Origin of the sequence: Mycobacterium pseudoshottsii JCM 15466 (assembly GCF_003584745.1) — a bacterium.
Taxonomy (GTDB): domain Bacteria; phylum Actinomycetota; class Actinomycetes; order Mycobacteriales; family Mycobacteriaceae; genus Mycobacterium; species Mycobacterium marinum.
Genome location: NZ_AP018410.1, coordinates 29,775 through 53,814 on the forward strand (window position 1 = coordinate 29,775; position 24,040 = coordinate 53,814).

Genomic DNA, 24,040 nt, shown 5'->3' on the forward strand with positions numbered 1-24,040 from the left:
GGCCGCTAGCTGAGCAGCTTCTGTTGCAGTAGCCAGTCTTTGGCAACGATGGCCGGGTCCCGGCCATCGTTGTCCACCTGGGCGTTCAATTCCCTCATCGTGTCGTTGGTGAGCCTCGGATTGAGCTGCGCAAAGATCTCCCGAAGTTCCGGGTGATCATTGATCAGCGAGGTATCGACAACCTCGGTGAGGTTGTACAGCGGGAAGAAGTGCTTGTCGTCTTCGAGCAGACGCAGATGCAGCGCGGGGATCCGGCCGTCGGTGGTGAACACTTCGCCGAAATTGCATTCCCCTTGTGCCGTGGCGCTGTAGACGACCCCGGTGTCCAACGTGGTGATCTTCGCCAGATCCTCGAGATCAAGCCCGTAGGCGTGCAGCATCGGCACGAAACCGTCATTGCGGCTTGCGAATTCGCTTTCGATACAGAACGTGAGCGCGGAGCGGGGCAGCCTCTTGAGGTCGGAGAGCTTGGTCACCCCGAGTCGTTCGGCCTCGGACTCGCGGATGGCCAACGTGTAGGTGTTGTTCATCGGCGCCGGCGGCAACCAGGTCAGGCCGTTGACCTGATCGGCGGCGTTGACGGCTTCCCATTGCTGCTTTGCGCCCTTGATCGGGTTCTCATGGCCGAGGTAGTTGATCCAGCCGGTACCGGTGTACTCCGGTGCGATGTTCGCCTCGCCGGTGAGCAACGCCCGCCGGACCCCGAAGCTGCCGGGCGTGTTGCTGAGGTTGGTGACCCTAGCGCCCGCGGCATGCAGGACGATCGAGAGCATATTGCCGAGGATCAGCTGCTCGGTGAAGTCCTTGGCCGCGACGGTGATGGGCACGCCCTCCAGGGACTGATAGTGGCGGATGAGGCCGGGTTTGGCTTCCAGCACCGCACCGGTCGCCGAGCGCAGCCCGCAGCTGGCCACCAGGCCCACGCACAGCACCGCCAGCGCCGCGAACGCCAGCCGTCGCGCGCGCCGACATTTACTCCATCGGTGGACCGCTGCGAGCATGTGATTCACAGTCCCCTCGGTGCGGCCACCATCTCGATGAGGCGAGCCAGCCAGTCGATGAACAACGCCAGTGCCGCCACCAGAATGGCGCCGACGATCAGGGTCACCGGCTGCTGCAGCTTGATGCCGGTGGTGATCAGCTGCCCCAATCCCCCGCCGCCGGTGAACGACGCCAGCGCCGCCGTCCCGACAATCAGCACCAAGGCTGTCCGAACGCCGGCGACGATGACCGGTAGCGACAACGGCAGTTCGACACGACGCAGCGTCGAGAACGCCGACAAACCCATTCCCCGGGCGGCTTCGACGATCCGGCGATCCACGCCGTCGAGTCCGGTGACGGTGTTGGCGATGATGGGCATCGCGCCGTAGACGGTGAGGGCAACGATCGCGCCGAGCTGACCGATCCCGAACACGACCGCCCCCAGCGCGATCAGGCCGATAGCCGGCGCGGCCTGACCGAAACTGGCGACGGTGATGATCGGCTTCGAATAACGCCGCATCGGCCCTCGCGTCAATGCGATTCCCACCGGAATCGCCACCACACACGTGAGCACCGTGGCCGACAGGCTGATCACCAGGTGTTCGCGCAGCAGCTGCAACAGATGCGACACGCTCAGCGAGCGGCGCTCCGACTCGGACACATAGGCCACCGTCACATAGGCCAGCGCTCCGGCCACCGCGAAGGCACACGTGAGTGGCTGCAGCGCCCACCGCCCGAAACTCGGCCGACCTGGCGTCGTCGGGGCCGTGGGTTGGCCCTCGGCGCCGCCCTTGACGGCACCTTCGACGTTGATGTCGCTGCCGGCCACGCTCACGTGTCGGGCTCCTCAGAGTTCGCTGCACCGCGTATGTCGGCGATTGCCTCCATGATCGTCTCGACTCTAATGACGCCCTGGTAGGTATTGCGTCGGCCGGTGACGACCACGACCCCGTGCGACGAGGTCAGCATTTCGTCTAACGCGTCGTTGAGGGTCGATGCTAGGTTGACGCACTCTAGGTCGTCATCGCGGGTCACCTGGGCCAGTGCTTGGGGTTTGGCCAGCTCCTCGAGGGGCAGCCAGCGCAGCGGCCGATTCTGCCGGTCAAGCACGATGGCATGCTCCCGGTCGAGGGATCCGGCCAGTTCAACGGCTTCGGCGGGGTCGCCGCCGGCCTGCGCAACGACGGCCTCGTGCAGGTCGATGTCGCGCACCCGGGTCAGGCTGAGCTGCATGAGGGTAGCGCCGGCGCCGACGAAGCCGCGGACGAAGTCGTTGGCGGGTTCGGCGAGGATCCGTTCCGGGGTGTCGTATTGGACGACTTTGGAGCCGGTGGTCAGGATGGCGATCCGGTCACCCAGCTTGACGGCCTCGCCGAAGTCGTGGGTGACGAAGACGATGGTCTTGTGCAGCTCTTCCTGCAGCCGCAACAACTCGTCCTGTAGTCGTTGGCGGGTGATCGGGTCGACCGCACCGAACGGCTCGTCCATCAACAGCACCGGCGGGTCGGCGGCCAGGGCGCGAGCGACACCGACGCGCTGCTGCTGGCCCCCGGAGAGTTCGCGGGGGAACCGGTCGCGGTACTGGGCCGGGTCGAGGTTGACCAGGTCGAGCAGTTCGTCGATACGGGCGGCAACCCGGTTCTTGACCCACTTGAGTAGGCGGGGAACGATGCCGATGTTGTCACCCACCGTCAGGTGCGGGAACAGTCCCGCGCCCTGGACCACGTAACCGATGTGGCGTCGAAGTTCATCGGGGTTGCGGCGGGTGACATCGTCATCGCCGATGAAGATCCGCCCGCTGGTGGGCTCGATCAGCCGGTTGATCATCTTCATCGTCGTGGTCTTTCCACAACCCGAAGGGCCTACCAACATGACGATCTCGCCCGCGCCGATCTCCAAGGTGACGTTGTCGACCGCGGGTGTGGAGCGCACGCCGTACCGCTTGGTCACCCCATCCAGCAGAATCCGGAGTCCGCTGCTCTGGGGAGCGTCGGACGTGGTCGGTTGATCAGCGGATGCGGCTTCAGGCACGTATTCCTCTCGGGGTGGTGAGACGCGCAATGACGTTGAGCACCGTGTCGAGAATGACCGCCAGGATCAGGATGCCGATGGTGGCGGCGACGATCGAGTTGGTCGCGTTGGCGCCACCCATTCGGGAGATGCCCGAGAAGATGTAGCCACCCAGACCCGGACCGAGCGCGAAGGCCACGATGGCCGCGATGCCCATCAGCATCTGGGCGGACACCCGCACACCGGCCATGATCACCGGCCACGCCAGCGGCAATTCCAGACGCACCAGCGTGGTCAGTCGGCTCATTCCCATCCCCCGGGCCGACTCCACCAAGCCTTTGTCGACGCCGGTCAGTCCCACCACAACGTTGCGCAGAATGGGGAACACGCCAAAGAAGGTCAGCATGATCACCGACGGCAGAACGCCGAGGCCGACGATCCCGACGAGCACACCGAGCAGGGCGTAGGACGGAATCGTCAACCCGACCGCGGTCACGCCCAGCGGTGAGTTGTAGATGAGAACACCGAGAATCAGGGCTATCGCCGTCGCCAGGATCAGCGCCTATCCTACCAGGCAGGGCTCCGGCGTTGTTGATTAGCAGGCTTGTGAGCTGGGGAATTGTGGATTGAGGAGGTCTAGGCGGCGGTTGGCGGTCAAAGCGGTGATCCGGCAGGCTTCGGCGATGTTGTCGGCGCCGTTGAGGCGGTGCAGATTGATCGCGGTGTTGCGTAGCGTTGCTAGGACCTGTGCGCCGTTTCCGGTATGTGCCCTTTGACGGTCTTCGTCGAAGGTGACGTCGCGTATCCAGTGCAGGCTGTTCTCGATTCCCCAGTGTTGACGCATCCAGGTCATGATCGCGGTAGGGCGGGCGTGCTCGAACGGCAGGCTGCAGATGGCATAGACCACCTCCACGCTGCGCTGGTCGGTGGCGGTGATCAAGCGTTCACGAGTGATCCGGATGATTTGTTTTGCGTAGGGGAAGCCGATTCCTCGTGCAGCGGTGATGATTTGCAGGGTGCGGGTCTCGACACGGCCGTGGCCGCGGGAGTCGTCGGTAGCGGCTGCGGGCACCTCGGCCCAGGGCAGCGCGGTGATACGCGCAAATATTTTGGCTTGGTTGGACTTGACGATCATCAGGTAGTGCGACTTCAAGGTGGCGCAGATCAACTTCGCGGTGACGACCTGGGTATGCATCGCATCCACGGTGACCAGCCACCGCAAGCTACCCGGCAGCAGCGTGAGCAGGGCACGTACGCAGGGAATTTCATTGCTTTTCTCGGCGACAGCGAGTTGACCGAGCACCAATCGGGCACGGTGGGCGAACACCGACACGAGATGCGTGGCTGTCGCTTTGGCGCGTAAAGCACCACGCAGCATCTTGCCGTCCAACGCGATCGGCACCAATCCACTGGGGTCGCTGCTGGCCACGTGTGCAGTGAAGTAACTGCCCATCCTGGCGTTGAGGTCGGCGGGGTCTAGCCGAGACAAAACAGCGCGGAAGGTCTTCTCACTGGGCCGCCGGAACCGGACCCCTAATTGGGCCAACACATCATCGGGAGCGGTGGCCGCCCATGTGGCAAAACCAGCATAGCCGCGCATCCCCGCGGCAGTGGCCAGAACCGCGATCGCCAACAAAGCCATCAGCGAATACCTCCGACCGCGTGGGCCCCTCGGTGCCAGACCAGGGCTCCGGCAGGACCGGTGCTGGGAGCAAGGCCGCTGCCTCGGACACCGATGAGTATTTCGATGTCTTCTCGGCCCAGGAATTCAAGGAAGCGGCCACCGAGATCCTCTTGGAGGCGACGCCTTCAATTACGGGTGAGCAGATTGTGCGCATCCGGGCGGCATTCGAGGGATTTGCCCGAAAACACGGTTGGATCGAATAGTCGAGCGGACGCCATTTCCGGATCCGGACCGGAGGGTGAGATGTCGACCAATCAATTGTGCGAGTATCAGTGTGGTCGCCGGAACAATCGTGGCGGGGTTGTCAGGTGGGCAAGACGCGTTGCGCCACTCGATAGAAGTTGGCGCCGAGCACCGCGTTGATGTGATCGTCGGCCCAGCCCCGGTCGGCGAGGTGCGCACCGAGTGTGAGCAGCGTTTCGGGCGCCATCCACTGGATCGGTCCCCAGCGGGTGTAGCTCTCATCGAATAGGTCCGGGTTGCGGGCCAGCTCGTCGTAGAAGTCGGCGAGATCGAAGGAGAAGTCGCTGCTGATACCGACGTGGTCGATGCCCACCAGATCGACGGCGTATTCCAGGTGTCGTGTCATGGCGTCGAGGGTGGGCGTATTGGGTCCCAGGAAAATGCCGACCCCGGTGATTCCGATGACCCCACCGGTGGCCGCGCAGGCTCGTGCTTGGTCGTCGGTGATGTTGCGCGGGTGATCCCACACCGCGCGCATGCAGGAGTGGCTGTAGACCACCGGACCGGTGGAGACCTCACACATGTCCAGTCCGGTGCGGGTGCTGCAGTGCGACCCGTCGGGCACGATGCCCACGTCGTTCATCTCGGCGACGATCGCGCGTCCCCAGCCGGTCAGGCCGGCATCGGTGGTGTCCAGACAACCGCTGCCTGCACGATTGGCGTGGTTGTAGGTCGGCAGCAGCGTGCGCACCCCGAGGTCGGCCAGGGTCGCCAGGTTGTCGAGGTTGTCGTCGAGGGGGCGGGAGTCCTCCAGGTCGAAGACCACCGCGATGCGCCCGCCGCGGGTGATGGTGGTGACATCGCCGACGCCGGCGGCCAGCTCCAGATCGGGGTGGGCGCTGATCGCGGCGCGGTAGTGATCCAGCAGCGCCGTCGTGTCGCGGAAGCTGTGCGGCGAATACCCGGCGTTGACCGATACCAACACCGCCATGTCGTGACCGTGGTACCGGATCAGCGGTTCGACCGAGGTGTCGGTCTGTAGCGGCAGACACGTGTGCTGGTCCCACAGGAACGACGTCATACACGGATATTGCACCGCGGCCGGGGCTCGGTTTGCGGCGGCTGACTATGCCGAGATCCGCCGTCTAGCGTCTATCGGAAACATCGCGCCGATATTCTCGTGGCTGCTGACTATCGAAGGAGCGCCGAGTTGGATATCGATCCCGCCGCTACCGCGTGGCTGCTGGCCAGCACCGCACTCGTGCTGCTGATGACGCCCGGGCTGGCGATCTTCTACGGCGGCATGGTGCGCACCACCGGCGTGCTCAACATGATCATGATGAGCTTCATCTCCATACCGCTGGTCACGGTGGCGTGGTTGCTGGCCGGTTACAGCTTGGCGTTCTCCGACGGCGCGGCGCCTGGCTTCCCCGGTGGGCTGGTGGGCGGGCTGACGCATGCCGGAATGCGCGGTATCGGTCCGGCGACGGTCCATGGGTCGGTTCCCGAGTTGCTGTTCGCGACCTTTCAGCTGAGCTTTGCGATCATCACCGCCGCCCTGGTCAGCGGTGCTATCGCGGATCGGGCCAAGTTCGCGGCCTGGATGGTTTTCGTACCCGTCTGGTCGATCGCGGTGTACTCGGTTGTGGCGCACTGGGTGTGGGCGCCCAGCGGCTGGCTGGCGAAGATGGGAGTGCTCGACTACGCGGGCGGGCTGGTCGTCGAGATCGTCTCGGGTTCCTCGGCCCTTGCCCTGGCGCTGGTGCTGGGCCCACGCATCGGGTTCAAGGTTGATCCGATGCGCCCGCACAATCTGCCGTTCGTGCTGCTGGGTGTGGGACTGCTGTGGTTCGGCTGGTTTGGGTTCAATGCCGGTTCGGCGTTGGCGGCCAATGGGCTGGCCTCGGCGATCTTCCTCAACACCCTGGTCGCCGGGTGCCTGGGGATGCTGGGCTGGCTGGCAGTCGAGCAGATCCGCGACGGCAAGCCGACCACGTTCGGTGCCGCCTCGGGCGTGGTGGCGGGTCTGGTGGCGATCACGCCGTCGTGTGGCACGGTGAACACCCTGGGTGCGGCCCTGGTCGGGTTGGCGGCCGGGATCGTCTGCGCGTTCGCGATCACGGTGAAGTTCAAACTCAACTACGACGACTCGCTCGACGTGGTGGGTGTGCACTTCATCGGTGGTGTGGTGGGCGTCCTGCTGATCGGGTTGCTGGCCACCGCGGTGATGACCGACGGCGCGCGGGGTCTGTTCTACGGCGGTGGGCTGGGCCAGCTCGGCAAGCAGGCATTGGCGATGGTGGTGGTGGCGCTCTACGCGTTCACGGTGAGCTATTTGTTGGCCGCGCTGATCGAGCGGTTGATGGGGTTCCGGGTAAGCCGCGAGGAAGAGGTCAGCGGTGTCGACTTCAGCCAGCACGCGGAGACGGCCTACACCGAGGGTGTCTATGGGCATCAGCAGCTGCATCGCCCATTCTCCGGTGGGGACGCAATTCGCCCGCGCCCCAACATCGAGGACGCCTGAGCTGTCCCGTTAAACGGGGTCGGTGATCGCGTCGTATTCGGGATGCTTGTTGAGGACCGTAACGACCATGGAGCACACCGGGACGATGCGCTTGCCCGCGGCTCGTGCGTCTTGCAGGGCTTCCTCCACGAGGATGGTCGCCAGGCCCCGTCCGCCGAACGCCGGATCGACTTCGGTGTGGTCGAAGACGCGCTGATCGCCGCGGTCGATGTAGGTGGCGAGTCCGACGGTTTGTCCTTCGACCGCGATCGTGTACTTGCCCGCCTCGGCGGTGATGGTGGTCTGCGCGCCGGTCTTGTCGGCAGTCATCGATGGTCCTCTCGGTTCGGTAGCGGTCTGGGCAGCAGCCGGGTGATGGGCAGGGGCGGGGCGGGCAGTCGGGTGACCGAACCCTGGTAGCCGACAACCTCACCGAAGCGCGCGTCGGCGTCCTGCCACAGTTGGCGATAGCGCACGATCTCGTCGTGGTTGCGCCCGACGAAGTTCCACCACATCACCAATTCTTCGGCAAACGGTGTGCCGCCCAACAGCAGTAGTCGCGCCGGCTGTGCCCCGACGTTGCGCACGTGCACGGTGGTGTTGTCCGGGCCCTGGTAGCCCAGATCGCCTGCCGCCAGCGCGGTCCCAGCCAATTCGAGATCGCCGACATCGCACAGCACCCCGTGTTCGAATGTCGGGTCGACTTCGATATCCAGCTCGGCATGGGCGTCCAGGTCGAGCTGGGCGCCAAGTAGCGGCGTGAAGGTATGTACCGGCGACCGTACGCCCGCCAGCTCGCCGATGAACACCCGCGCTCGCGCACCGGGGAGCACCGCCGGTGCCGGCGTGTAGTGAGCAAAGTCGCGCCCGGTGTCGCGGGCGGAATCGGGCAGGGCCACCCACAGTTGGGCGCCATGTAGCACGCCGCTACCCACCGACACCTCGGAGTGACAGATGCCCGCGCCCGCGGTCATCAGGTTCAGCTCGCCGGGGCGGATCCGGGCATGGACCCCCGCGCTGTCCCGGTGCTCCACTTCCCCACTGAACAGCCAGCTGACCGTCTGCAGTCCGGTGTGCGGGTGGGGCGCCACATCCATGTGCGCCGAGACCGGGCCATAGTGGTCGACGAAACACCAGGCGCCGATCAGCGAACGTTGCCGCTGCGGAAGCGTGCGTTGCACCCGGATTGCACGCGGCCCACCCAGCGGCACTTCCCGCGGATGCAGCACCTCGATACCGGCACCGTGTGCGGCGCAGCAGGCTACCTCCGCTGGTGCGGTCCCCAGGTTGCTCATTTGGTGCACCCTTCGTCGCGGGTGTGCTCGGGCGAGCTACCGCGACCCTACGCCGGTTTGGCGACCGGGCCGCCCCAGGTAGCGCGTGATCACGACGCGGCCCCACCGGTGGGGCTAGGCCGCTGTTTGGGGGCCCACCTGTGTGACCGGCAAATGCCACACCACCGCGGTCACGGGGACGGCATCGCGTTCGTTGCGCGCCAGCAGGGCGGTGTTTTCCGGGAGCTGTCGGGCATTGATCTCCCCCGCCGCGATTCGGCGCAAGACGTCATGAGCCTCAGCCAGCTGTCCACGCTTGCGGTACTGGCCCCCGGGCAGCTTGACCCCAGCCCACACCCCGTACTCCTCCCGGTGCTTGACGGCCCGTTCGGCACACAGACGTTGCTGGGCCAGCGGGCACCGGCGCAGGTACTGAATCCGCGCTTTGGTGGCGGAGCGCTCATAGGCGCGGGCCTTCGCGGCACCGTTGCCACTGTCTTCGTCGGGGTAGCCGAACCACAGTTCCGGGTTGGTGGCGCAAGGGTTGGACATCAGCCGGTCTCCTTCTCCGCTAAAACGTATGCGAAAGCGTATACGAAGATGCGCGATTCTGGCAAGAGAAGCGTGACAAAAACGTATATAACAGGGTGTCGTACCGGTCTGTGTAATATCCCGCCTATGGCCGGAGCTAGCGGTGAGCCGTGAATCGGCCGGTGCGGCTATCCGTGCCTTGCGTGAGTCACACGATTGGTCACTGGCCGACCTCGCGGCCGCGACCGGTGTCAGCATCATGGGCCTCAGCTATCTGGAACGAGGTGCCCGCAAGCCGCACAAAGGCACAGTTCAGAAGGTAGAAAACGGCCTCGGTTTGCCGCCGGGCACCTACTCGCGGCTGCTGGTCGCCGCCGATCCGGAGGCGGAGCTAGCCCGGCTGCTCGCTGCCCGGCCGACCGAGACGGCCTCGCCTCGCCGCCCCGGCGTGGTGGTGGTCGACCGCCACAGTGACACCGATGTGCTGGAGGGATACGCCGAAGCCCAGCTGGATGCCCTCAGGTCGGTCATCGATAGATTGCCGGCGAGCACATCAAACGAATATGAGACGTATATTCTCTCTGTGGTCGCTCAGTGCGTGAAGGCCGAGATGCTGGCCGCCAGCTCATGGCGGGTGGCGGTCAACGCCGGCTCGGAGTCCAGCGCCCGACTCATGGAGCACCTGCAGGCGCTGGAGGCAACGCGCACCGCCCTGCTCGAGCGGATGCCGGCGAGCTTGAGTGCGCGCTTCGACCGGGCGTGCGCGCTATCGCAGTTACCGGACGCGGTCATCGCGGCACTGATCGGTGTCGATAGTGACGAACTGTGGGATATCCGCAACAGGGGGGTCATCCCGCCCGGAGCGCTCCCCCGGATTCGCGCCTTCGTCGATGGATCCACGGAGTCCTCTGAACAGCAGGGTCCGGGCTACGACGACGGCGAGGGGCAACGATGATTCCCACCGAAGTCGATGCGTTGCTTCGCGCCCATCAGATGTTCGTCGGCACTGGCGACCACCGGATGCCGGACGTGCACCCCCAACCGGGTGCGGAGCCGCTGTGGCGCGACACCCCGCCCAACCCCGCGACGGATCAACCCCGCTATAGGTTCAGGGCAGCACGTGGCCGGGAAGTCCTAGCGGCTGCGACAAGAACCGATGCGGTGGTTGCCGCGGTGATTGCCGATGCGCACCGGGATCGCGAGCAGGCCCGGGAGTTGACCGGCAACGTCGTGAACCAGGCTCGGGCCGATTGTGTGGCACCGCCGGTGACCCCGTTGGCCCAGCGTGAGGCCATCCGTCGCCGGGTGGGCCGGCTGCGTGCCCAACGCGCGCATGTTCTGTGGGCGCACCGACGGGCGCGGCGCCGGTTGGCCGCCTTGCGCCTGCTGCGGTACCGGATGCTGCACCACCATGGGTCGAGGCAGCGGCTGTCGCCGATCAGCGGGCGCGCCGGAATCGCGGTGCGAGCGGCGTTGTCGCGGCTGGGCCGCCCCTACGTTTGGGGGGCCACCGGCCCGGACCGGTTCGACTGCTCCGGGCTGGTCCAATGGGCCTACGCGCAGGCGGGCGTGCACGTGGACCGCACCACCTACCAGCAGATCAACGACGGGATCGTGGTGTCGCGCTCGCAGATACGGCCCGGCGATCTGGTCTTCCCGCATCCGGGCCATGTGCAGCTGGCGATCGGCAACAATGTGGTTGTCGAGGCGCCGCACGCGGGCGCCTCGGTGCGGATCAGCCCATTGGGTAGCCATGTGCAAATCCGGCGGCCGCTATGAACGGCGGCAAACCCAGGTCTGAGCAGGCCGGATCCGCGCTAGCTGCGATCCGGGCGCGGCAAGCCGAGCTGGCGCGCCAACACGACGTGCTCGGGGAGGCCGACCGTGCGCTGGTGGAGGCGCTCACCCGTGCGCACACGGTAATGCGCGACAGTGTCCGTCGGCTGGATGCGATCGGTGCTGAGATCGATGGCGCTGTGGCAGGCCAGGATTCGCTCGCCCTCGATACCCCGCTGGGGGCGCGTGAGTTTCAGAATTTCCTGCTCGCCAAGCAGCGCGAGATCGCAACCATCGTCGCCACCGCCCACGAGCTTGATCGCACGAAAAGTGCTGTGCTGGCGAGCTTGCGGGCACACTATGGCGAATCCGTGGGCTAGCCCGCCAGCCGGTTGTGCACAGACCAGGTGAGGTGAATTGTCGGCGCTGAGGCGCCTGGGTACTGTCACGCGACATGGGCGGATCGGAGCAGCGTGCGCAATCGGGCGCGGCGGGCGGAGCCGCCGCCGATGCCATCGCTGGCGCGGAAGTGGCTTTAGCACAACAGAATTCGATGAGCTCGCAGCTCGATCTGCAGGTGATCGCGGCTATCTTGAATGCGCACCTGACGGCGGTCGACGGAAGCGAGGCGCTCGACGAGCTGCAGCAAGAGACCGAAGCCGCGGTGCGGACCCGCTCGGATCTGGACACACCGGCCGGAGCCCGCGACTTCCAGCGCTTCCTGATCGGAAAACTCAGAGATATCCGCGAGGTGGTCGCCACTGCGAGCCTCGATGACACCTCGAAAGCAACCCTGATGGCCGCATGGACGTCGCTGTACAACGCATCCAAGCAAGAGGCGAGTTCGCCCGGCGATGCGCAGACGGCCACCGAGCCCGCGGCGGGCACCGGTGCCGATGCGGACCGCGCGGCTGGGCTGATCTCGGGGGACCCGCTTTTGGACTCGCTGTTGTTCGACGACCCGGGTTTGGTAGATGAGGCGACGTTGCCGCAGGGCGCTGCGCCGTCGGGCGCGGCGACGGCGCCGTCGCTGCCGAGCATGCCCAGCCTGGGCGACGGATCGGGCGCTGCCACTCCGTCGGGTGCTGGTTCGGTCCCGAACTTGCCCGCGGGTCCGGCCTTGTCCGCAATCCCCCGGGCAATCGCATCACGCCTGGACGAGCTCGATGACCCCAGCCTCGACTCCCTTGCCCTGGACCCGGACGCCTCGGGCGACGACTCAGACGACGAACCAGCTGATCTGGATGAGGACACCGACGGTGGTGGCGAAGACACGGAGCAACCGGCATCGTCGGGCGAGCCGCAACCGCTGCCCACCGGACCGCCGACGGTGACTCTGCCCAACGGGGACACGATCACCGCGGCAAGCCCTGAACTAGCGGCGGCTATCAACGCCGCCGCGGGCGGTGCTGCCATCGCAGATGCGTTCCAGCAACAAGGCATTGCCATCCCCCCGCCCGGAACGCCGGTGAGTGACCCGATAGACCCGGCGCGGCTCGCCGCCGGAGACATCGGCATGTTCACGGATCGGCACGCGCTTGCCCTCGGTGATGGCAACGCGTTTCTGGACGGGCAGATGCAGCAGGTTTCCAGCATTGGCGGGCCGAACTTCCTAGGCTGGCAGCATCCGCCAACATCGACGACCGTCACGGAGCCGGCCCAGACCGGCGCCCCAACCCCGACCCGGCCGGCGACTACGCCGGTCGCCCCGCGATACTGAGCTCGCCGGCGGGACCCCGGCGCCATAACGAGGAGATAGCGGATGGCAGATCGAATCCATGTGGAGCCGGCGCACCTGCGCGAAGCCGCTGCCCATCACGAGCAAACCTCCGAATACCTGCGCAGCGTGCCGTCGTCGCACGCTGCGATACAGGAGAGCCTGAACTCATTGGGGCCGATCTTCAGTGAGCTGCGCGACGCCGGTCGCGATCTTCTCGAGCTACGACGCCAGTGCTACGAGCAGCAGGCCGACGACCATGCCGACATCGCGCAGAACCTGCGGACCTCCGCGGCGATGTGGGACCAGCACGAGCAAGACGCGGCTCACGATTTCGGCGGCATCGTCGACAACGGTCGATGACAGACGCCAACCCCGCGTTCGACACCGTCCATCCCAGCGGGCACATTCTGGTCCGGTCGTGCCGGGGCGGCTACATGCACAGCGTGGCCTTGAGCGAGGGAGCGATGGAGACCGACGCCGCTGCGCTGGCCGAGGGAATTTTGCTGACAGCCGATGTCTCATGTCTGAAGGCTTTGCTAGAAGTACGCGAAGAGATCGTCGCGGCCGGCCACACGCCATCGGCGGAGGTGCCGACCAACCGAGATCTCGACGTCGCCATCGAGCGCCTGCTGGCACACCAATTACGGCCGCGCCGCCGCTGATCGGCTAGAGCAGCCAGGGTTTGGCGGTATCGGGATCGGGTGCGATGTCGGTGGGTGGTTCGACGGGATTGGCGCCAAACAGTTCCCGCGCGCGGCTTAGCAGAGAACGCACCTCATCGAGTTGCTGCTGCAGCGCAGAATCAGCCATGGCCTCACGCTACCGAGGCCCGCTCGTCGGCACAATTCACCATCTGCGACGCCCCGTGAGGTGCCGGTACGCTGAGCCGATGGCGATTTTCGGGCGACGGACGGCGCGTCAGCGCCTCCGCAAAGCCGCCCAGGAATCCCTGGCCATCCCGGCGTTCAGCTCTCCGCCGGACTGCACCCCATGGGTGATCGGCGGGCTATGGCCCACCGAACTGTCGCGGGATGCGCCCGAAACTGCCACGCTGGCAGAGTATTTGGAAGCCGAACTGCAGCGAATCGCCGATTCCGCCAATGAGGAACTGGCTAGCCTGCGCCACGCGGTAATGCTTGATTCGGACCGACGTGCCGCGGAGGCCAGGGTGATCGACGAAGCCCGCGCGCGGGCGGTGCAACGAGTCGAGTCGGCACGGAATCAACTACGTGAAGGTGCGTCAACCGAGCCGCCCGTCGCACCACGAGACATCGCCGATCCGAACGCGGGCGAACCGGGATCGCAACCGCAACCGCCGATGGCCGGGCGCCCCGACGCGGTCGATGCGGCCCGGGCAGCGGCTCGAGCTCCGGCACCGGCTGTGCCGGAGTCGGACGACCAGCGGCTGCGTCGACTGCTGATGTTCGTGGCCCGCCAGGAGCCTCGCCTGAACTGGGCGATTGGGCGACAGTCAGAAGGCACGGTGCTGGTCACCGACGTCGCCCACGGCTGGATACCTCCCGGGATTGCCCTTCCACAGGGCGTCCGGTTGCTGCCCCCGAAGCGGCGCAGCGGCCGGCTCGCCGCACTGGTCGACGCGGCGACGGGTTCGCTGAGCTATAGCCCGGGCGATCCGCTGCCCTGGGCGGATGAAGACACCGCGACGAGATCCTCGGTGCGGCCGCGTGAGTTGCCGATGGCCGACAATGTGGCCCGAGAGCTCTGTGACGCCACCCGCAGCCGTGTCGGGTTGCCGAGGATGGCGCACGTACTGGCCAAGGCGGCTGATGCCGGGACGGCCGTGGTGGAAGACGAAATCGACCTTTTGCGAGTGCATCTCGACACTGCGCGGCACCAGATTGTGGCCCACTACCCCAGCATCGATGGTGGGGTGTTGCTCAACTGCATGTTGTTGGCGGCCACCGCAAGCAGTGTCAACGGCGACGCGGTGACGGCGAACTACCACCTGGCCTGGTTTCGGGAACTCAATGCGTGACCACTCGCCGACCGAATCGGCCACCGGTGCATACACGCTCGACGTCGCGTTTGAATTGACGGTGGCTACAGCCGTGGACATACTGTCTTGGTGTCGGGGCCCGGCGGTCGCGCGGAATTGAGCGACAAAGACCTCGTTGAATCCGTCCTTCGCGAACTGAGCGAGGCGGCCGACAAATGGGAAGCCCTTGTCGCGCAGGCGGAGAATGTCACCTACAGCGTGGACCTGGGATGTGTTCACGCTGTGGCCAATTCCGACGGCCGGTTACTGAAGTTGACGCTGCATCCCGGCGTCATGACCGGCTACTCCCATGCTGAGCTGGCCGATCGATTGAACGTCGCCCTCGCCGCGCTGCGTGAAGAGGCGGAAGCCGAGAACGAGGCCCGCTACGGCGGGCCTTTGCAGTAACCGGGCGCCGGATTGTCCTGCGGTGCAATGAGTTCGAAATGGTCATCCGGCGGCTCGGATAGATTATCTGCACCACAGTCTCTTTCGCATCATCGGTGCGGCATCCGGGCTAGATTGGTGGACCATGACCTGGTTGACGATCGCCAAGGTGGCCTTGGTGGGCTTCCTGGTGATGGGCAGCGGCCTGTTGTTGTTCACCTTTGTGCGCAAGGCTCGACGTGGCGTCAGGCCGCCAACATCGGATCCCAATGCTTCGTCCTACTTGAACGCGGTGTTCGGGGGCGCGCCACCAACCCCGTTGCCCCAGTGGGCGCACCACGACGAGGCATTCGACGAGGACCCCGAGGGCGGCGACTCGCGCCACGGCGCAGCCGGCTAGGTCGCGGGTCAGGTTAGGGTCATCGCCCTTCGCCGGGAGGCCCGGCGAAGGCCTGCGCGATCTGTAGCCATTGCCGCGCATCCTCGCCGGTCGCGGTGAGGTGCAGGGAGCTCAACGGTCGCCGCTGGGTGACCAGGAAGCAGAAATCTTCGGCGGGCCCGGTGACCCGCTGGGCCGCATCGGCCGGTCCCCACGACCAGAGGTCACCGCCGGGGCCGCGCAGCTCGACCAGGAACTGCTCGGTGGGCGGGGCCAGGTTGTTGACGAAGTAGGCGTAGTCGCGGGTGCGCACACCCAGGTGTGCAATCGAGCGCAGCCGGTCGGTGGCGGGCCGGGTGACACCGAGGGCGTCGGCAACATCAAGCCCGTGCGCCCAGGTCTCCATCAAGCGCGCGGTGGCCATTGACGCGGCGCTCATGGGTGGTCCGAACCACGGCAACTTGCGTCCGTCGGCAACATTGAGCAGCGCCTCATGCAGTCGGCCGCGGGTGAGCCGCCAATCGCTGAGCAGCTCCGCCGGCGGCATCGCCGCAAGCTCCTCGGCGCCCTCGTCCACGAAGCCGGCCGGGTTGGCGGCCGCCGCGGTCAGTACGTCGGCGAACCCCGCCTCGTCGGTCACCGCGGTGAGTGCCACGCGATCAGTCCACAGCAGGTGCGCGATCTGGTGTGCGATGCTCCACCCCGGTGCCGGGGTCAGCTCGCTCCACCGCTGCGGTGCCAGCGGCGCCACCAGGGCGTCCAGGTCGTCGCTTTCTGCCTCCAGGTCAGCCACGATCGGGCCGGGACCCGCCATTGTCAACCTCCCTCAACGTTCGAGGCCGAACTGCGCCGGCCGACGATGCTGTGCACACAAAGTCCGAGCAGATAGATCACCGAGCCGACCAACACAAAGACCGGCGCGCGCCCGTCGTCGGGAATCAAGGCCGCGGCCACGGTAACCGAGACGATATACGAGACCCAGAACAGCGCATCCTGCACGGCGAACACGTGTCCCCGCAGCGCGTCATCGACATCGATCTGCATCGCCGAGTCGGCGCACAGCTTGACCACCTGACCGGCCACTCCCAGCAGAAACCCGCACACCACCATGACCGGGAGCAGCAGGCCCGCGCCGGCAAGCTGGATGACCGCGGCGGCGGCCAGGGCGCCATTTGTCGTGGCGTAGCGCCCCCAGCGCCTGATCAGGCCCGGGGTGAGCACGTTTGCCAGGAACGCCCCGAGGCCGGTTGCGGCGAAGAACAGCAGTGCCGTGCCCAACCCTTCGACGTCCACGTCTCGCATGTGATGGACCAGCAGCAAGATCAGCAGGGAGTTGACGCCGACCACCATTCGGTGGGCCGCCAGACCGGACAGCGCGGCGGCCACCGTCGGGAGCTGGACGACCGTACGCACCCCGTGCATCCAGCCGGTGATAACCGCGTACACGGCCGATCCGTGGATCGCGCGCTTGGTGTCGTCGGGGCGGAGCACCCGGGGGGCGAACCGCAGGGCCAGCAGCAGTGAAATCGCGACCGGAATCATCGCGGTGAAAATGACCGCGGCGGCGCCATGATCACCGCCACCGGCCAGCCATCGGGGCAGCAACATGAAGTTGGCGCCCACAAACGCCGCGACCGCACCCGAGGCGGTGGCCACCGAATTCATCGTGACCACCTGCTCGCGCGGCACCATATGGGGCAACGACGCCGACAGCCCCGAGGCGACGAACCGGGCCAGACCATTGGCCAACAGCGCGACAAACAGCAGCAGCAGATCGCCCGCCTCAAACGCCAGAATGGTCCCGATCCCGGCAATGAGGATCAATCGACCGATATTGGCGCCGACGATCACCAAGCGCCGATCCCAACGGTCCATCAGCGCACCGGCAAACGGGCCCAGCAGGGAGTACGGCAAGAACAGCACCGCGAACGCGCGCGCAATGGCCATCGGATCGGCGGCGCGGTCCGGATTGAACAGCAAGGCCCCGGCCAGCCCCGCCTGAAAGAGGCCATCACCGAACTGGCTGGCGATGCGCACCTGAAGCAGCCGCCAAAAATCAGGCAGACTCCTTACCGACCGCCACAATTCGACGGGTGCGCTGGCGTGCATCCGGCTGCGAATCACAGACCCCCACTTCCACGATCGAGCGAAGGTTAGCCCGATTTCGCACCGTGCGGACCCAACAACGCTACAAATATCTGCCGACAGTGCTCGTTTAACCCGGTGATGATGCTGTTAGTGCCGTGGTGTGAATGCCATGATGTTGGGGTGGCGCCGCAGGAAGATCCAGAAGACCATGTTGCGCCTGCCGCACAACGGGTGCGAGCGGGTACGTTGCTGCTGGCCAATACCGACCTGCTCGAGCCCACCTTCCGGCGCAGCGTCATCTATATCGTCGAGCACAACGACGGCGGGACGCTGGGTGTGGTGCTCAACCGGCCCAGCGAGACCGCCGTGCACAACGTATTGCCGCAGTGGGCCAAGCTTGCGGCCAAGCCCAAGACGATGTTCATCGGCGGGCCGGTGAAGCGCGACGCTGCCCTGTGCCTGGCGACGTTGCGGGTCGGGGCCGATCCGGGTGGAGTGTCGGGTCTGCGCCATGTTGCCGGCCGGATCGTGATGGTCGATCTCGACGCCGACCCCGACCTGATCGCACCGTTGGTCGAAGGCGTGCGAATTTTTGCGGGCTATTCCGGGTGGACCATCGGGCAGCTCGAGGGCGAAATCGAACGTGATGACTGGATCGTGCTGTCGGCCTTGCCATCTGACGTTCTGGTACCGCCGCGGGCCGACTTGTGGGGCCGGACATTGCGACGGCAGCCCTGGCCGCTTTCGCTGTTGGCGACCCACCCGATCGACGTCAGCCGGAACTGAGGCTCTCCCCCCGGCTCGTCGGGTTCGGCGACGGCGGGCAGGGCGGCCGAGTCGGCTGGGTCGACCACTTTTCTCCCCAGCTTGCTGGCGATCACCGCGCCCACCACGAGCTGCAACTGGTGATAGATCATCAACGGCAGCATGACCACGCCGGATATCGCCTCGGGGAACATCACCATCGCCATCGGCAGTCCGGACACCAGACTCTTCTGGGAACCACAGAACATCAGCACGACCGAGTTGTCGCGATTGAGGTGAGCGGCTCGTCCCAGCGCCGTGGTGATCCCCAAGGCCAGGGCGAGCAACAGCGCATCGAGGGCCACCACCGCCACCAAGTGCCACGCTTCGACCTTGGTCCATCCACCCGTCGCCACCCCGAGCGAGTAGGCCGCGTACACCAACAGCAGGATGGCGGCGCGATCGATCCAGCGCATCAGGCCTGGATGCCGCGCGTTGAGCGCACCGATCCAGCGCCTGGCCAGCTGCCCCAGCACAAACGGTACGAACAGTTGCAGCACAAAATCGGCCAGTGCGCTCTCTTCGGCCTGGGAGCCACCGCCGATGTCCATCAAGAACAGCACCAGTATCGGAGCGAGCAGCACACCGAGGATGTTGGACAACGACGCGCTGACTATCGCCGCCGACACGTGCCCACGCGCGATCGAGGTGAACAGGATCGCTGACTGCATCGTCGAGGAGACCAGGCACATGAACAGCAGTCCGCTGTGCAGCTCTTCGTCCATCCAGGACCGCACCAGCGCGCGGATGGCCAGCCCGAGGATCGGGAATATGAGGAATGTGGTGATCAGCACCAGCGCATGAAGGCGCCATTGGCGTAGCCCGTGCCAGGCCTGCTCGAGGGACAGCTTGCCGCCATAGAGGAAAAACAACACGGAGACGGCCACCCGGGCGGCGACGATCACCGCGTCGCTGGCGGCACCGCGTGCCGGTAGCAGGACGGCGGCCAATATGCCCCCCAGCACCATCAGCAGCACTGGGTCTAACCGGATCCCCCGCTGCCGTGCCACCGGATGCTCAGTGGCAGGAGAGCGTACAACCAGCGCAGGAGCCGCTACAGGAGGCTTCGTCGGGAATCGTATCCACGCGGCTCAGCGCAAACCGCGCGCTCTGCCACGAACCGGCGGCCAGTGTGCCCAACGCGCCCGCGACGCACACGATCAACACCACCAAGGCGGTGTGCGGGGAGGCCGCGAGCGCCACCACCCCGCCGGCGCTCAACATGACCGCAGCCGCCAGCTGGGTGGGTGCCATCGCTCGCAATGCGAGCTGAGTCGAGTCGGTGACATCGGCGCGGGCGAGTGACCACGCTCCGAATAGGGCGGACGCCGCCGCCGCACACATGCAGAGCACACCGGCGATCATCATGGAGTCACAATACGAGGTCGTGACCGAGTTCGCTTGATCAAGGGGCGATCGGATCACCCCCCCGGGGGTAATGGGCGTCGGGAGTCAGCGCGACGGGGCGGGCGCGGCGGCGACCGGCGGCGCCGCAGCTACTTGGCCCGGCACGGCCTGCAGCGCGGGCGTCAGATTGGGCGCGGGCGCCTGAGCCGGCGCCGTCGCGGCCGCCGGGTGATGAGGTATCGACACGGGTGCCTGAGCGGGTGCGGCCGGCGACGCGGCCCGAGCCGGGGTCTGCGGCGCTACCGCAGTGGCTGCGCCGGCCCGGGCGGGTGTGTGACCGGCTGCCGTCGGGGTCGCCACCCGGAATCCATTGATGATCGCGTCGGTGGCGGGGGCATCGGCCACCGCCTGGGACTGCGCCGTGGTGACCGAGAGCGACACCAGGTAGTTCTCACTACCCGAGGCGGCGATGACGTGGCGCCGGGAGGTGTTCAGCGTCATGTCGTTTTCGCGGTAGGTGCCCTCGATGACCGACGACGGGAAGCCACCGAACTCGGCCATCGAGGCGTTGGTCGTCCGCCAGGCGAGCAAGTTCTGACTGTCCACAAAGCCATGGGAGATGGCCTCGGCGGGATCCAGATCGCCGACCAGCTTGTACACCACCACCTGCGCGTTCGATGTGTACACGCTGTTGCCGCCCACTCGGTCGGCAATCACGGCGAACGCGTCGGGCACGTTGGGGTCGGGCACCGGCGTCCAGCGCGGGGGCATGGGCAGGGTGATCTCGAGTGCGTTGAACCCCTGCGGTCGCTGCGCCTCGGGCTTGACGCCCTTGCCGTTGAGGTAGTCGCGCACGGTCCCGGTGACGGCGGGTGTTATCGCCGGGGCTACCGGCGCCGCGACGGGCAGCTGCCCGGCGGCGGGGACTTGCCCGGCGGCGGGCATTTGTCCGGTGGCGGGGATGGCGGCCGGTACCGGCGCGGCCGTCGCGGCCGGAACCTGCATCGGGGCGGGCACCTGCGCGGGAGCCGGGGCGAACCGGTTGGTGATGCTCCCGGGGGAGGCATTGAGGTTCTGGACGGGCGGAACCGCCGCTTGGGCGGGAGCCGGTGCGGGCGACGGGGGCTGCGGATAGAGCGGGTCGGCCGACGCCGTGCCGCTCGCGATCAGTGTGACGCCGACGAAGCCGGCGGCCATGCACCCTGCGAACCCTCGCCAAGTGCGCGCGATGTGGATCATTTGCGTCGGTCCCTCCGAAACTATTCGGGCGGCGCTGCCCGCTACCGAAGCTGAATGTAACTAGCTGGCGGCGGCAGCTACCAGGACCGAAACAGACCTGGGATGAACATCTGATCGGTGTGCAACGCAACCGAGACCAACCCGTGGCCGTGGGCTACGGGCCAGCCGCTGCAAAGCCGCCCTTATACCCTGTTGGGCGTGACCGAATCGCCGACCACGACACCTGGCAGCACGTCCGGTGCCCCCTCTGGTGTCCCCTCCGGTGTTAACGACGCGGAATCCGACGCTCCGCGGCATCGCTACACCGCCGAGCTAGCGGCCGGAGTGGAGCGGACCTGGCAGCAGAACTGGGCCCGCCTGGGCACGTTCAACGTGCCCAACCCGGTTGGATCGCTCGCACCGTCGGACGGTTCCCCGGTGCCCGAGGACAAGCTGTTCGTCCAGGACATGTTTCCCTATCCATCCGGGGAGGGCCTGCACGTCGGGCACCCGTTGGGCTACATCGCCACCGACGTGTTCGCCCGCTATCACCGGATGAAGGGCCGCAACGTGCTGCATGCGTTGGGGTTCGACGCCTTCGGTCTGCCGGCCGAGCAGTATGCCGTGCAAACCGGCACCCACCCACGGACCAGGACCGAGGCCAACGTCGTCAACTTCCGGCGCCAGCTGGGCCGGCTGGGGCTGGGCCACGACAGCCGGCGGAGCTTCTCCACCACCGACGTCGAGTTCTACAAGTGGACCCAGTGGATCTTCCTGCAGATCTACAACGCGTGGTTCGACGCGGCAGCCAACAAGGCTCGCCCGATATCGGAGTTGGTCGCAGAGTTTGATTCCGGGGCCAGAAGTCTGGTCGACGGCCGGGACTGGTCCACGCTGTCGGCGGGGGAGCGGGCCGACGTGATCGATGACCACCGGTTGGTCTACCGGGCGGATTCGATGGTGAATTGGTGTCCTGGACTGGGCACGGTGCTGGCCAACGAGGAAGTGACATCCGATGGACGCAGCGACCGCGGCAACTTCCCCGTATTTCGCAAGCGGCTTCGGCAATGGATGATGCGGATCACCGCATACTCCGATCGGCTGCTCGACGACCTCGATGTGCTGGACTGGCCGGACCAGGTCAAGACCATGCAGCGCAACTGGATCGGGCGCTCGACGGGTGCCTCCGCGCTCTTTACGGCAACCAGGTCCAACGGTGAGACGGTCGGCCTCGAAGTGTTCACCACTCGCCCCGACACCCTGTTCGGTGCCACCTATCTGGTTCTGGCCCCCGAACACGACCTGGTCGACGATCTGGTTGGGGCCGGGTGGCCAGCCGGTGTGGACCCGCTGTGGACCGGTGGTGGTGCCACGCCGGCCGAGGCCGTGGCCGCCTACCGTCGCGCTATCGCGGCCAAGTCCGACCTCGAGCGTCAGGAAAGCAAAGAGAAGACCGGCGTCTTCCTGGGTAGCCACGCGATCAATCCTGCCACTGGCCAGCCGGTGCCGATATTCATCGCTGACTACGTGCTGGCCGGCTACGGCACCGGGGCCATCATGGCAGTTCCGGGCCATGATCAGCGGGACTGGGATTTCGCGAGAGCACTGGGACTTCCGGTCGTCGAAGTCATTGCCGGCGGCGACATTTCGCAGGCCGCCTACACCGGCGACGGCGTCCTGGTGAACTCGGGATTCCTCGACGGCATGAGCGTGGGGGAGGCAAAGCAGGCCATCACCGCTCGGCTGGAGTCCGACGGCCATGGCCAGGCCCGCATCGAATTCAAGCTGCGTGACTGGCTTTTCGCGCGTCAGCGGTATTGGGGTGAACCATTCCCGATCGTGTACGACGCGGATGGACGCCCGCACGCACTTGATGAGTCGGCGCTTCCCGTCGAACTGCCCGATGTGCCGGACTATTCGCCGGTGCTTTTCGACCTCGACGATGCGAACAGCGAGCCGTCGCCGCCGCTGGGCAAGGCGACCGAGTGGGTGCACGTCGAGTTGGATCTCGGCGATGGGCTCAAGCCGTACAGCCGCGACACCAACGTGATGCCGCAGTGGGCGGGCAGCTCCTGGTACGAGCTGCGCTATACCGATCCGCACAACGCAGATCGGTTCTGCGCCAAGGAAAATGAGACGTACTGGATGGGGCCGAGGCCGGCCGAACACGGCCCGGACGACCCGGGTGGCGTCGACTTGTACGTCGGTGGCGCCGAGCACGCGGTGCTGCATCTGCTCTATGCCAGGTTCTGGCACAGGGTGTTGTACGACTTGGGCCACGTCAGCTCTCGCGAGCCCTACCGCAAGCTGATCAACCAGGGCTACATTCAGGCCTTCGCCTATACCGACGCGCGGGGATCCTACGTACCTGCCGAAGAGGTCATCGAACGTGACGGCGGGTTTGTGTATCCCGGTGCCGACGGCGAGATCGAGGTCTTTCAGGAATTCGGGAAAATCGGTAAGAGCCTGAAGAATTCGATATCGCCCGACGAGATCTGCGACGACTATGGCGCGGACACCCTGCGGGTGTACGAGATGTCGATGGGCCCTATCGAGGCTTCACGCCCGTGGGCGACCAAAGACGTTATCGGCGCGTATCGCTTCCTGCAGCGGGTGTGGCGGCTGGTGATCGACGAAAACACCGGCGAGATCCTGGTGGCCGATACGCCCGCTGAGTTGGACACCGACACGCTGCGGGCGCTGCACCGCGCTATCGCCGGGGTGGCTGAAGACTATGCGGCACTGAGAAATAACACCGCGGTCGCCAAGCTGATCGAGTACACCAACTTCCTCACCAAGCGCCATCGCGATGCCGTGCCCCGAGCTGCCATCGAGCCGCTGGTGCTGATGGTGGCCCCGCTGGCCCCGCACCTGGCCGAAGAGTTGTGGCAGCGGCTGGGTCACACCACTTCGTTGGCGCACGGACCATTCCCGGCGGCCGATCCGGCCTATCTGATCGACGACACCGTCGAATATCCGGTTCAGGTCAACGGCAAGGTGCGGGGCCGGGTTGTGGTGGCCGCCGACGCGGATGACGATGCGGTCAAAGCCGCTGCCCTAGCCGATCAGAAGGTGCAGGCGTTCCTGGCGGGCGCAAGCCCGCGGAAGGTGATTGTGGTCGCCGGCCGTCTGGTGAATCTTGTTGTTTGACCGCGATTC

The 24,040-nt window shown here is 66.2% G+C and carries 25 protein-coding genes and 3 pseudogenes; 13 read left to right on the forward strand and 15 right to left on the reverse strand.

Going from position 1 to position 24,040, the window contains the following annotated elements:
- Positions 1–5: 5 nt before the first annotated feature.
- The 5 genes and pseudogenes from MPSD_RS00145 to MPSD_RS00165 all read right to left on the reverse strand — a co-directional run.
- Entirely contained in the window at positions 6–1,001 is a 996-nt protein-coding gene (locus MPSD_RS00145) for a glycine betaine ABC transporter substrate-binding protein (protein ID WP_020785445.1), read from the reverse strand.
- Between the two features lie 5 nt (positions 1,002–1,006).
- A complete protein-coding gene (locus MPSD_RS00150) occupies positions 1,007–1,810 on the reverse strand; it encodes an ABC transporter permease (protein ID WP_369797343.1) in 804 nt (267 codons plus the stop codon).
- A gap of 2 nt (positions 1,811–1,812) precedes the next feature.
- On the reverse strand, positions 1,813–3,012 hold the full coding sequence (locus MPSD_RS00155; protein WP_086085122.1) for an ABC transporter ATP-binding protein: 1,200 nt from the start codon (positions 3,010–3,012) through the stop codon (positions 1,813–1,815).
- Positions 3,005–3,529, reverse strand: a pseudogene (locus MPSD_RS00160) (ABC transporter permease); the annotation flags it as partial. The gene MPSD_RS00155 and the pseudogene MPSD_RS00160, both read right to left, overlap by 8 nt.
- A 57-nt stretch (positions 3,530–3,586) precedes the next feature.
- A pseudogene (locus MPSD_RS00165) lies at positions 3,587–4,666 on the reverse strand (ISAs1-like element IS2404/ISMul1 family transposase); the annotation flags it as partial.
- Here MPSD_RS00165 and MPSD_RS00170 point away from each other — a divergent pair.
- A complete protein-coding gene (locus MPSD_RS00170; protein WP_232022703.1) occupies positions 4,654–4,878 on the forward strand; it encodes a cold shock domain-containing protein in 225 nt (74 codons plus the stop codon). The pseudogene MPSD_RS00165 and the gene MPSD_RS00170 sit on opposite strands and share 13 nt — an antisense overlap.
- A gap of 101 nt (positions 4,879–4,979) precedes the next feature.
- On the opposite strand, the gene MPSD_RS00175 is transcribed toward MPSD_RS00170, so the two are convergent.
- On the reverse strand, positions 4,980–5,939 hold the full coding sequence (locus MPSD_RS00175) for a dipeptidase (RefSeq protein ID WP_086085376.1): 960 nt from the start codon (positions 5,937–5,939) through the stop codon (positions 4,980–4,982).
- A gap of 129 nt (positions 5,940–6,068) precedes the next feature.
- On the opposite strand from MPSD_RS00175, the gene MPSD_RS00180 reads away from it, so the two are divergent.
- Positions 6,069–7,382 carry an ammonium transporter gene (locus tag MPSD_RS00180; protein WP_020785440.1) on the forward strand — a complete coding sequence of 438 codons (1,314 nt, stop codon included), beginning with the start codon at positions 6,069–6,071 and terminating at the stop codon, positions 7,380–7,382.
- A 9-nt stretch (positions 7,383–7,391) separates the two neighbouring features.
- On the opposite strand, the gene MPSD_RS00185 is transcribed toward MPSD_RS00180, so the two are convergent.
- The 3 genes from MPSD_RS00185 to MPSD_RS00195 all read right to left on the reverse strand — a co-directional run bounded on the left by MPSD_RS00185 (position 7,392) and on the right by MPSD_RS00195 (position 9,187).
- The gene (locus MPSD_RS00185) at positions 7,392–7,691 is read right to left on the reverse strand and encodes a GNAT family N-acetyltransferase (protein ID WP_015353906.1); all 300 of its coding nucleotides are present in this window, start codon (positions 7,689–7,691) and stop codon (positions 7,392–7,394) included.
- Positions 7,688–8,656, reverse strand: coding sequence for a pirin family protein (locus MPSD_RS00190; protein ID WP_020785439.1), 969 nt, complete (start codon positions 8,654–8,656; stop codon positions 7,688–7,690). Before MPSD_RS00190 ends, MPSD_RS00185 begins: the two co-directional genes overlap by 4 nt.
- 114 nt (positions 8,657–8,770) lie before the next feature.
- Positions 8,771–9,187, reverse strand: coding sequence for a WhiB family transcriptional regulator (locus MPSD_RS00195; RefSeq protein WP_020785438.1), 417 nt, complete (start codon positions 9,185–9,187; stop codon positions 8,771–8,773).
- 142 nt (positions 9,188–9,329) lie between these two features.
- Between MPSD_RS00195 and MPSD_RS00200 the strand changes: the two genes are divergently transcribed.
- The 6 genes from MPSD_RS00200 to MPSD_RS00225 all read left to right on the forward strand — a co-directional run bounded on the left by MPSD_RS00200 (position 9,330) and on the right by MPSD_RS00225 (position 13,324).
- Positions 9,330–10,121: a helix-turn-helix domain-containing protein gene (locus MPSD_RS00200; RefSeq protein WP_020785437.1), complete on the forward strand. Its 792-nt coding sequence runs from the start codon at positions 9,330–9,332 to the stop codon at positions 10,119–10,121.
- A complete protein-coding gene (locus MPSD_RS00205; RefSeq protein WP_020785436.1) occupies positions 10,118–10,945 on the forward strand; it encodes a C40 family peptidase in 828 nt (275 codons plus the stop codon). Before MPSD_RS00200 ends, MPSD_RS00205 begins: the two co-directional genes overlap by 4 nt.
- Positions 10,942–11,322 (forward strand): DUF4226 domain-containing protein, encoded by a 381-nt coding sequence (locus MPSD_RS00210; RefSeq protein WP_086085375.1) that lies wholly within the window; start codon positions 10,942–10,944, stop codon positions 11,320–11,322. Before MPSD_RS00205 ends, MPSD_RS00210 begins: the two co-directional genes overlap by 4 nt.
- 74 nt (positions 11,323–11,396) lie before the next feature.
- Positions 11,397–12,662: a DUF4226 domain-containing protein gene (locus MPSD_RS00215; RefSeq protein ID WP_020785435.1), complete on the forward strand. Its 1,266-nt coding sequence runs from the start codon at positions 11,397–11,399 to the stop codon at positions 12,660–12,662.
- Positions 12,663–12,704: 42 nt separating this feature from the next.
- Positions 12,705–13,022 carry an ESX-1 secretion-associated protein gene (locus MPSD_RS00220; RefSeq protein ID WP_015353913.1) on the forward strand — a complete coding sequence of 106 codons (318 nt, stop codon included), beginning with the start codon at positions 12,705–12,707 and terminating at the stop codon, positions 13,020–13,022.
- A complete protein-coding gene (locus MPSD_RS00225) occupies positions 13,019–13,324 on the forward strand; it encodes a DUF2694 family protein (RefSeq protein WP_020731215.1) in 306 nt (101 codons plus the stop codon). Before MPSD_RS00220 ends, MPSD_RS00225 begins: the two co-directional genes overlap by 4 nt.
- Before the next feature lie 4 nt (positions 13,325–13,328).
- On the opposite strand, the gene MPSD_RS27940 is transcribed toward MPSD_RS00225, so the two are convergent.
- Positions 13,329–13,472 carry a hypothetical protein gene (locus MPSD_RS27940; RefSeq protein WP_020727578.1) on the reverse strand — a complete coding sequence of 48 codons (144 nt, stop codon included), beginning with the start codon at positions 13,470–13,472 and terminating at the stop codon, positions 13,329–13,331.
- Between the two features lie 79 nt (positions 13,473–13,551).
- Between MPSD_RS27940 and MPSD_RS00230 the strand changes: the two genes are divergently transcribed.
- From MPSD_RS00230 to MPSD_RS00240, 3 genes are all read left to right on the forward strand, one after another.
- Positions 13,552–14,658, forward strand: a complete 1,107-nt coding sequence (locus tag MPSD_RS00230; protein WP_020785433.1) for a DUF5631 domain-containing protein — start codon at positions 13,552–13,554, stop codon at positions 14,656–14,658.
- 87 nt (positions 14,659–14,745) lie between these two features.
- Positions 14,746–15,066: a DUF2710 family protein gene (locus MPSD_RS00235; protein WP_086085374.1), complete on the forward strand. Its 321-nt coding sequence runs from the start codon at positions 14,746–14,748 to the stop codon at positions 15,064–15,066.
- A 124-nt stretch (positions 15,067–15,190) separates the two neighbouring features.
- On the forward strand, positions 15,191–15,445 hold the full coding sequence (locus tag MPSD_RS00240; RefSeq protein ID WP_020785431.1) for a hypothetical protein: 255 nt from the start codon (positions 15,191–15,193) through the stop codon (positions 15,443–15,445).
- A gap of 19 nt (positions 15,446–15,464) precedes the next feature.
- Here the strand turns inward: MPSD_RS00240 and MPSD_RS00245 are convergent, their stop codons facing one another.
- Entirely contained in the window at positions 15,465–16,238 is a 774-nt protein-coding gene (locus tag MPSD_RS00245) for a TIGR03084 family metal-binding protein (RefSeq protein WP_015353919.1), read from the reverse strand.
- Between the two features lie 2 nt (positions 16,239–16,240).
- Positions 16,241–17,533, reverse strand: a complete 1,293-nt coding sequence (locus tag MPSD_RS00250) for an MFS transporter (RefSeq protein ID WP_086085373.1) — start codon at positions 17,531–17,533, stop codon at positions 16,241–16,243.
- A gap of 120 nt (positions 17,534–17,653) precedes the next feature.
- Here MPSD_RS00250 and MPSD_RS00255 point away from each other — a divergent pair, with 120 nt between their 5' ends.
- Complete coding sequence (locus MPSD_RS00255) at positions 17,654–18,298, forward strand: YqgE/AlgH family protein (protein WP_085979850.1); 645 nt, start codon at positions 17,654–17,656, stop codon at positions 18,296–18,298.
- 137 nt (positions 18,299–18,435) lie between these two features.
- Here the strand turns inward: MPSD_RS00255 and MPSD_RS00260 are convergent.
- The 3 genes and pseudogenes from MPSD_RS00260 to MPSD_RS00270 all read right to left on the reverse strand — a co-directional run.
- Positions 18,436–19,284 (reverse strand): annotated as a pseudogene (locus tag MPSD_RS00260) (bile acid:sodium symporter family protein); the annotation flags it as partial.
- Between the two features lie 49 nt (positions 19,285–19,333).
- On the reverse strand, positions 19,334–19,684 hold the full coding sequence (locus MPSD_RS00265) for a hypothetical protein (protein WP_012392061.1): 351 nt from the start codon (positions 19,682–19,684) through the stop codon (positions 19,334–19,336).
- An 84-nt stretch (positions 19,685–19,768) separates the two neighbouring features.
- Positions 19,769–20,902, reverse strand: a complete 1,134-nt coding sequence (locus tag MPSD_RS00270; protein ID WP_086085372.1) for an LpqN/LpqT family lipoprotein — start codon at positions 20,900–20,902, stop codon at positions 19,769–19,771.
- Positions 20,903–21,100: 198 nt separating this feature from the next.
- On the opposite strand from MPSD_RS00270, the gene leuS reads away from it, so the two are divergent.
- The gene (gene leuS, locus MPSD_RS00275) at positions 21,101–24,031 is read left to right on the forward strand and encodes a leucine--tRNA ligase (RefSeq protein ID WP_020785426.1); all 2,931 of its coding nucleotides are present in this window, start codon (positions 21,101–21,103) and stop codon (positions 24,029–24,031) included.
- The last annotated feature ends 9 nt before the right edge of the window (positions 24,032–24,040 follow it).

Coding starts and splice junctions, on each gene's coding strand:
- MPSD_RS00145 (WP_020785445.1), bottom strand. CDS start 1,001: ATGCTCGCAGCGGTCCACCGATGGAGTAAATGTCGGCGCGCGCGACGG.
- MPSD_RS00175 (WP_086085376.1), bottom strand. CDS start 5,939: ATGACGTCGTTCCTGTGGGACCAGCACACGTGTCTGCCGCTACAGACC.
- MPSD_RS00185 (WP_015353906.1), bottom strand. CDS start 7,691: ATGACTGCCGACAAGACCGGCGCGCAGACCACCATCACCGCCGAGGCG.
- MPSD_RS00190 (WP_020785439.1), bottom strand. CDS start 8,656: ATGAGCAACCTGGGGACCGCACCAGCGGAGGTAGCCTGCTGCGCCGCA.
- MPSD_RS00195 (WP_020785438.1), bottom strand. CDS start 9,187: ATGTCCAACCCTTGCGCCACCAACCCGGAACTGTGGTTCGGCTACCCC.
- MPSD_RS00205 (WP_020785436.1), top strand. CDS start 10,118: ATGATTCCCACCGAAGTCGATGCGTTGCTTCGCGCCCATCAGATGTTC.
- MPSD_RS00210 (WP_086085375.1), top strand. CDS start 10,942: ATGAACGGCGGCAAACCCAGGTCTGAGCAGGCCGGATCCGCGCTAGCT.
- MPSD_RS00215 (WP_020785435.1), top strand. CDS start 11,397: ATGGGCGGATCGGAGCAGCGTGCGCAATCGGGCGCGGCGGGCGGAGCC.
- MPSD_RS00220 (WP_015353913.1), top strand. CDS start 12,705: ATGGCAGATCGAATCCATGTGGAGCCGGCGCACCTGCGCGAAGCCGCT.
- MPSD_RS00225 (WP_020731215.1), top strand. CDS start 13,019: ATGACAGACGCCAACCCCGCGTTCGACACCGTCCATCCCAGCGGGCAC.
- MPSD_RS27940 (WP_020727578.1), bottom strand. CDS start 13,472: ATGGCTGATTCTGCGCTGCAGCAGCAACTCGATGAGGTGCGTTCTCTG.
- MPSD_RS00230 (WP_020785433.1), top strand. CDS start 13,552: ATGGCGATTTTCGGGCGACGGACGGCGCGTCAGCGCCTCCGCAAAGCC.
- MPSD_RS00240 (WP_020785431.1), top strand. CDS start 15,191: ATGACCTGGTTGACGATCGCCAAGGTGGCCTTGGTGGGCTTCCTGGTG.
- MPSD_RS00245 (WP_015353919.1), bottom strand. CDS start 16,238: ATGGCGGGTCCCGGCCCGATCGTGGCTGACCTGGAGGCAGAAAGCGAC.
- MPSD_RS00250 (WP_086085373.1), bottom strand. CDS start 17,533: ATGCACGCCAGCGCACCCGTCGAATTGTGGCGGTCGGTAAGGAGTCTG.
- MPSD_RS00255 (WP_085979850.1), top strand. CDS start 17,654: ATGCTGTTAGTGCCGTGGTGTGAATGCCATGATGTTGGGGTGGCGCCG.
- MPSD_RS00265 (WP_012392061.1), bottom strand. CDS start 19,684: ATGATGATCGCCGGTGTGCTCTGCATGTGTGCGGCGGCGGCGTCCGCC.
- MPSD_RS00270 (WP_086085372.1), bottom strand. CDS start 20,902: ATGATCCACATCGCGCGCACTTGGCGAGGGTTCGCAGGGTGCATGGCC.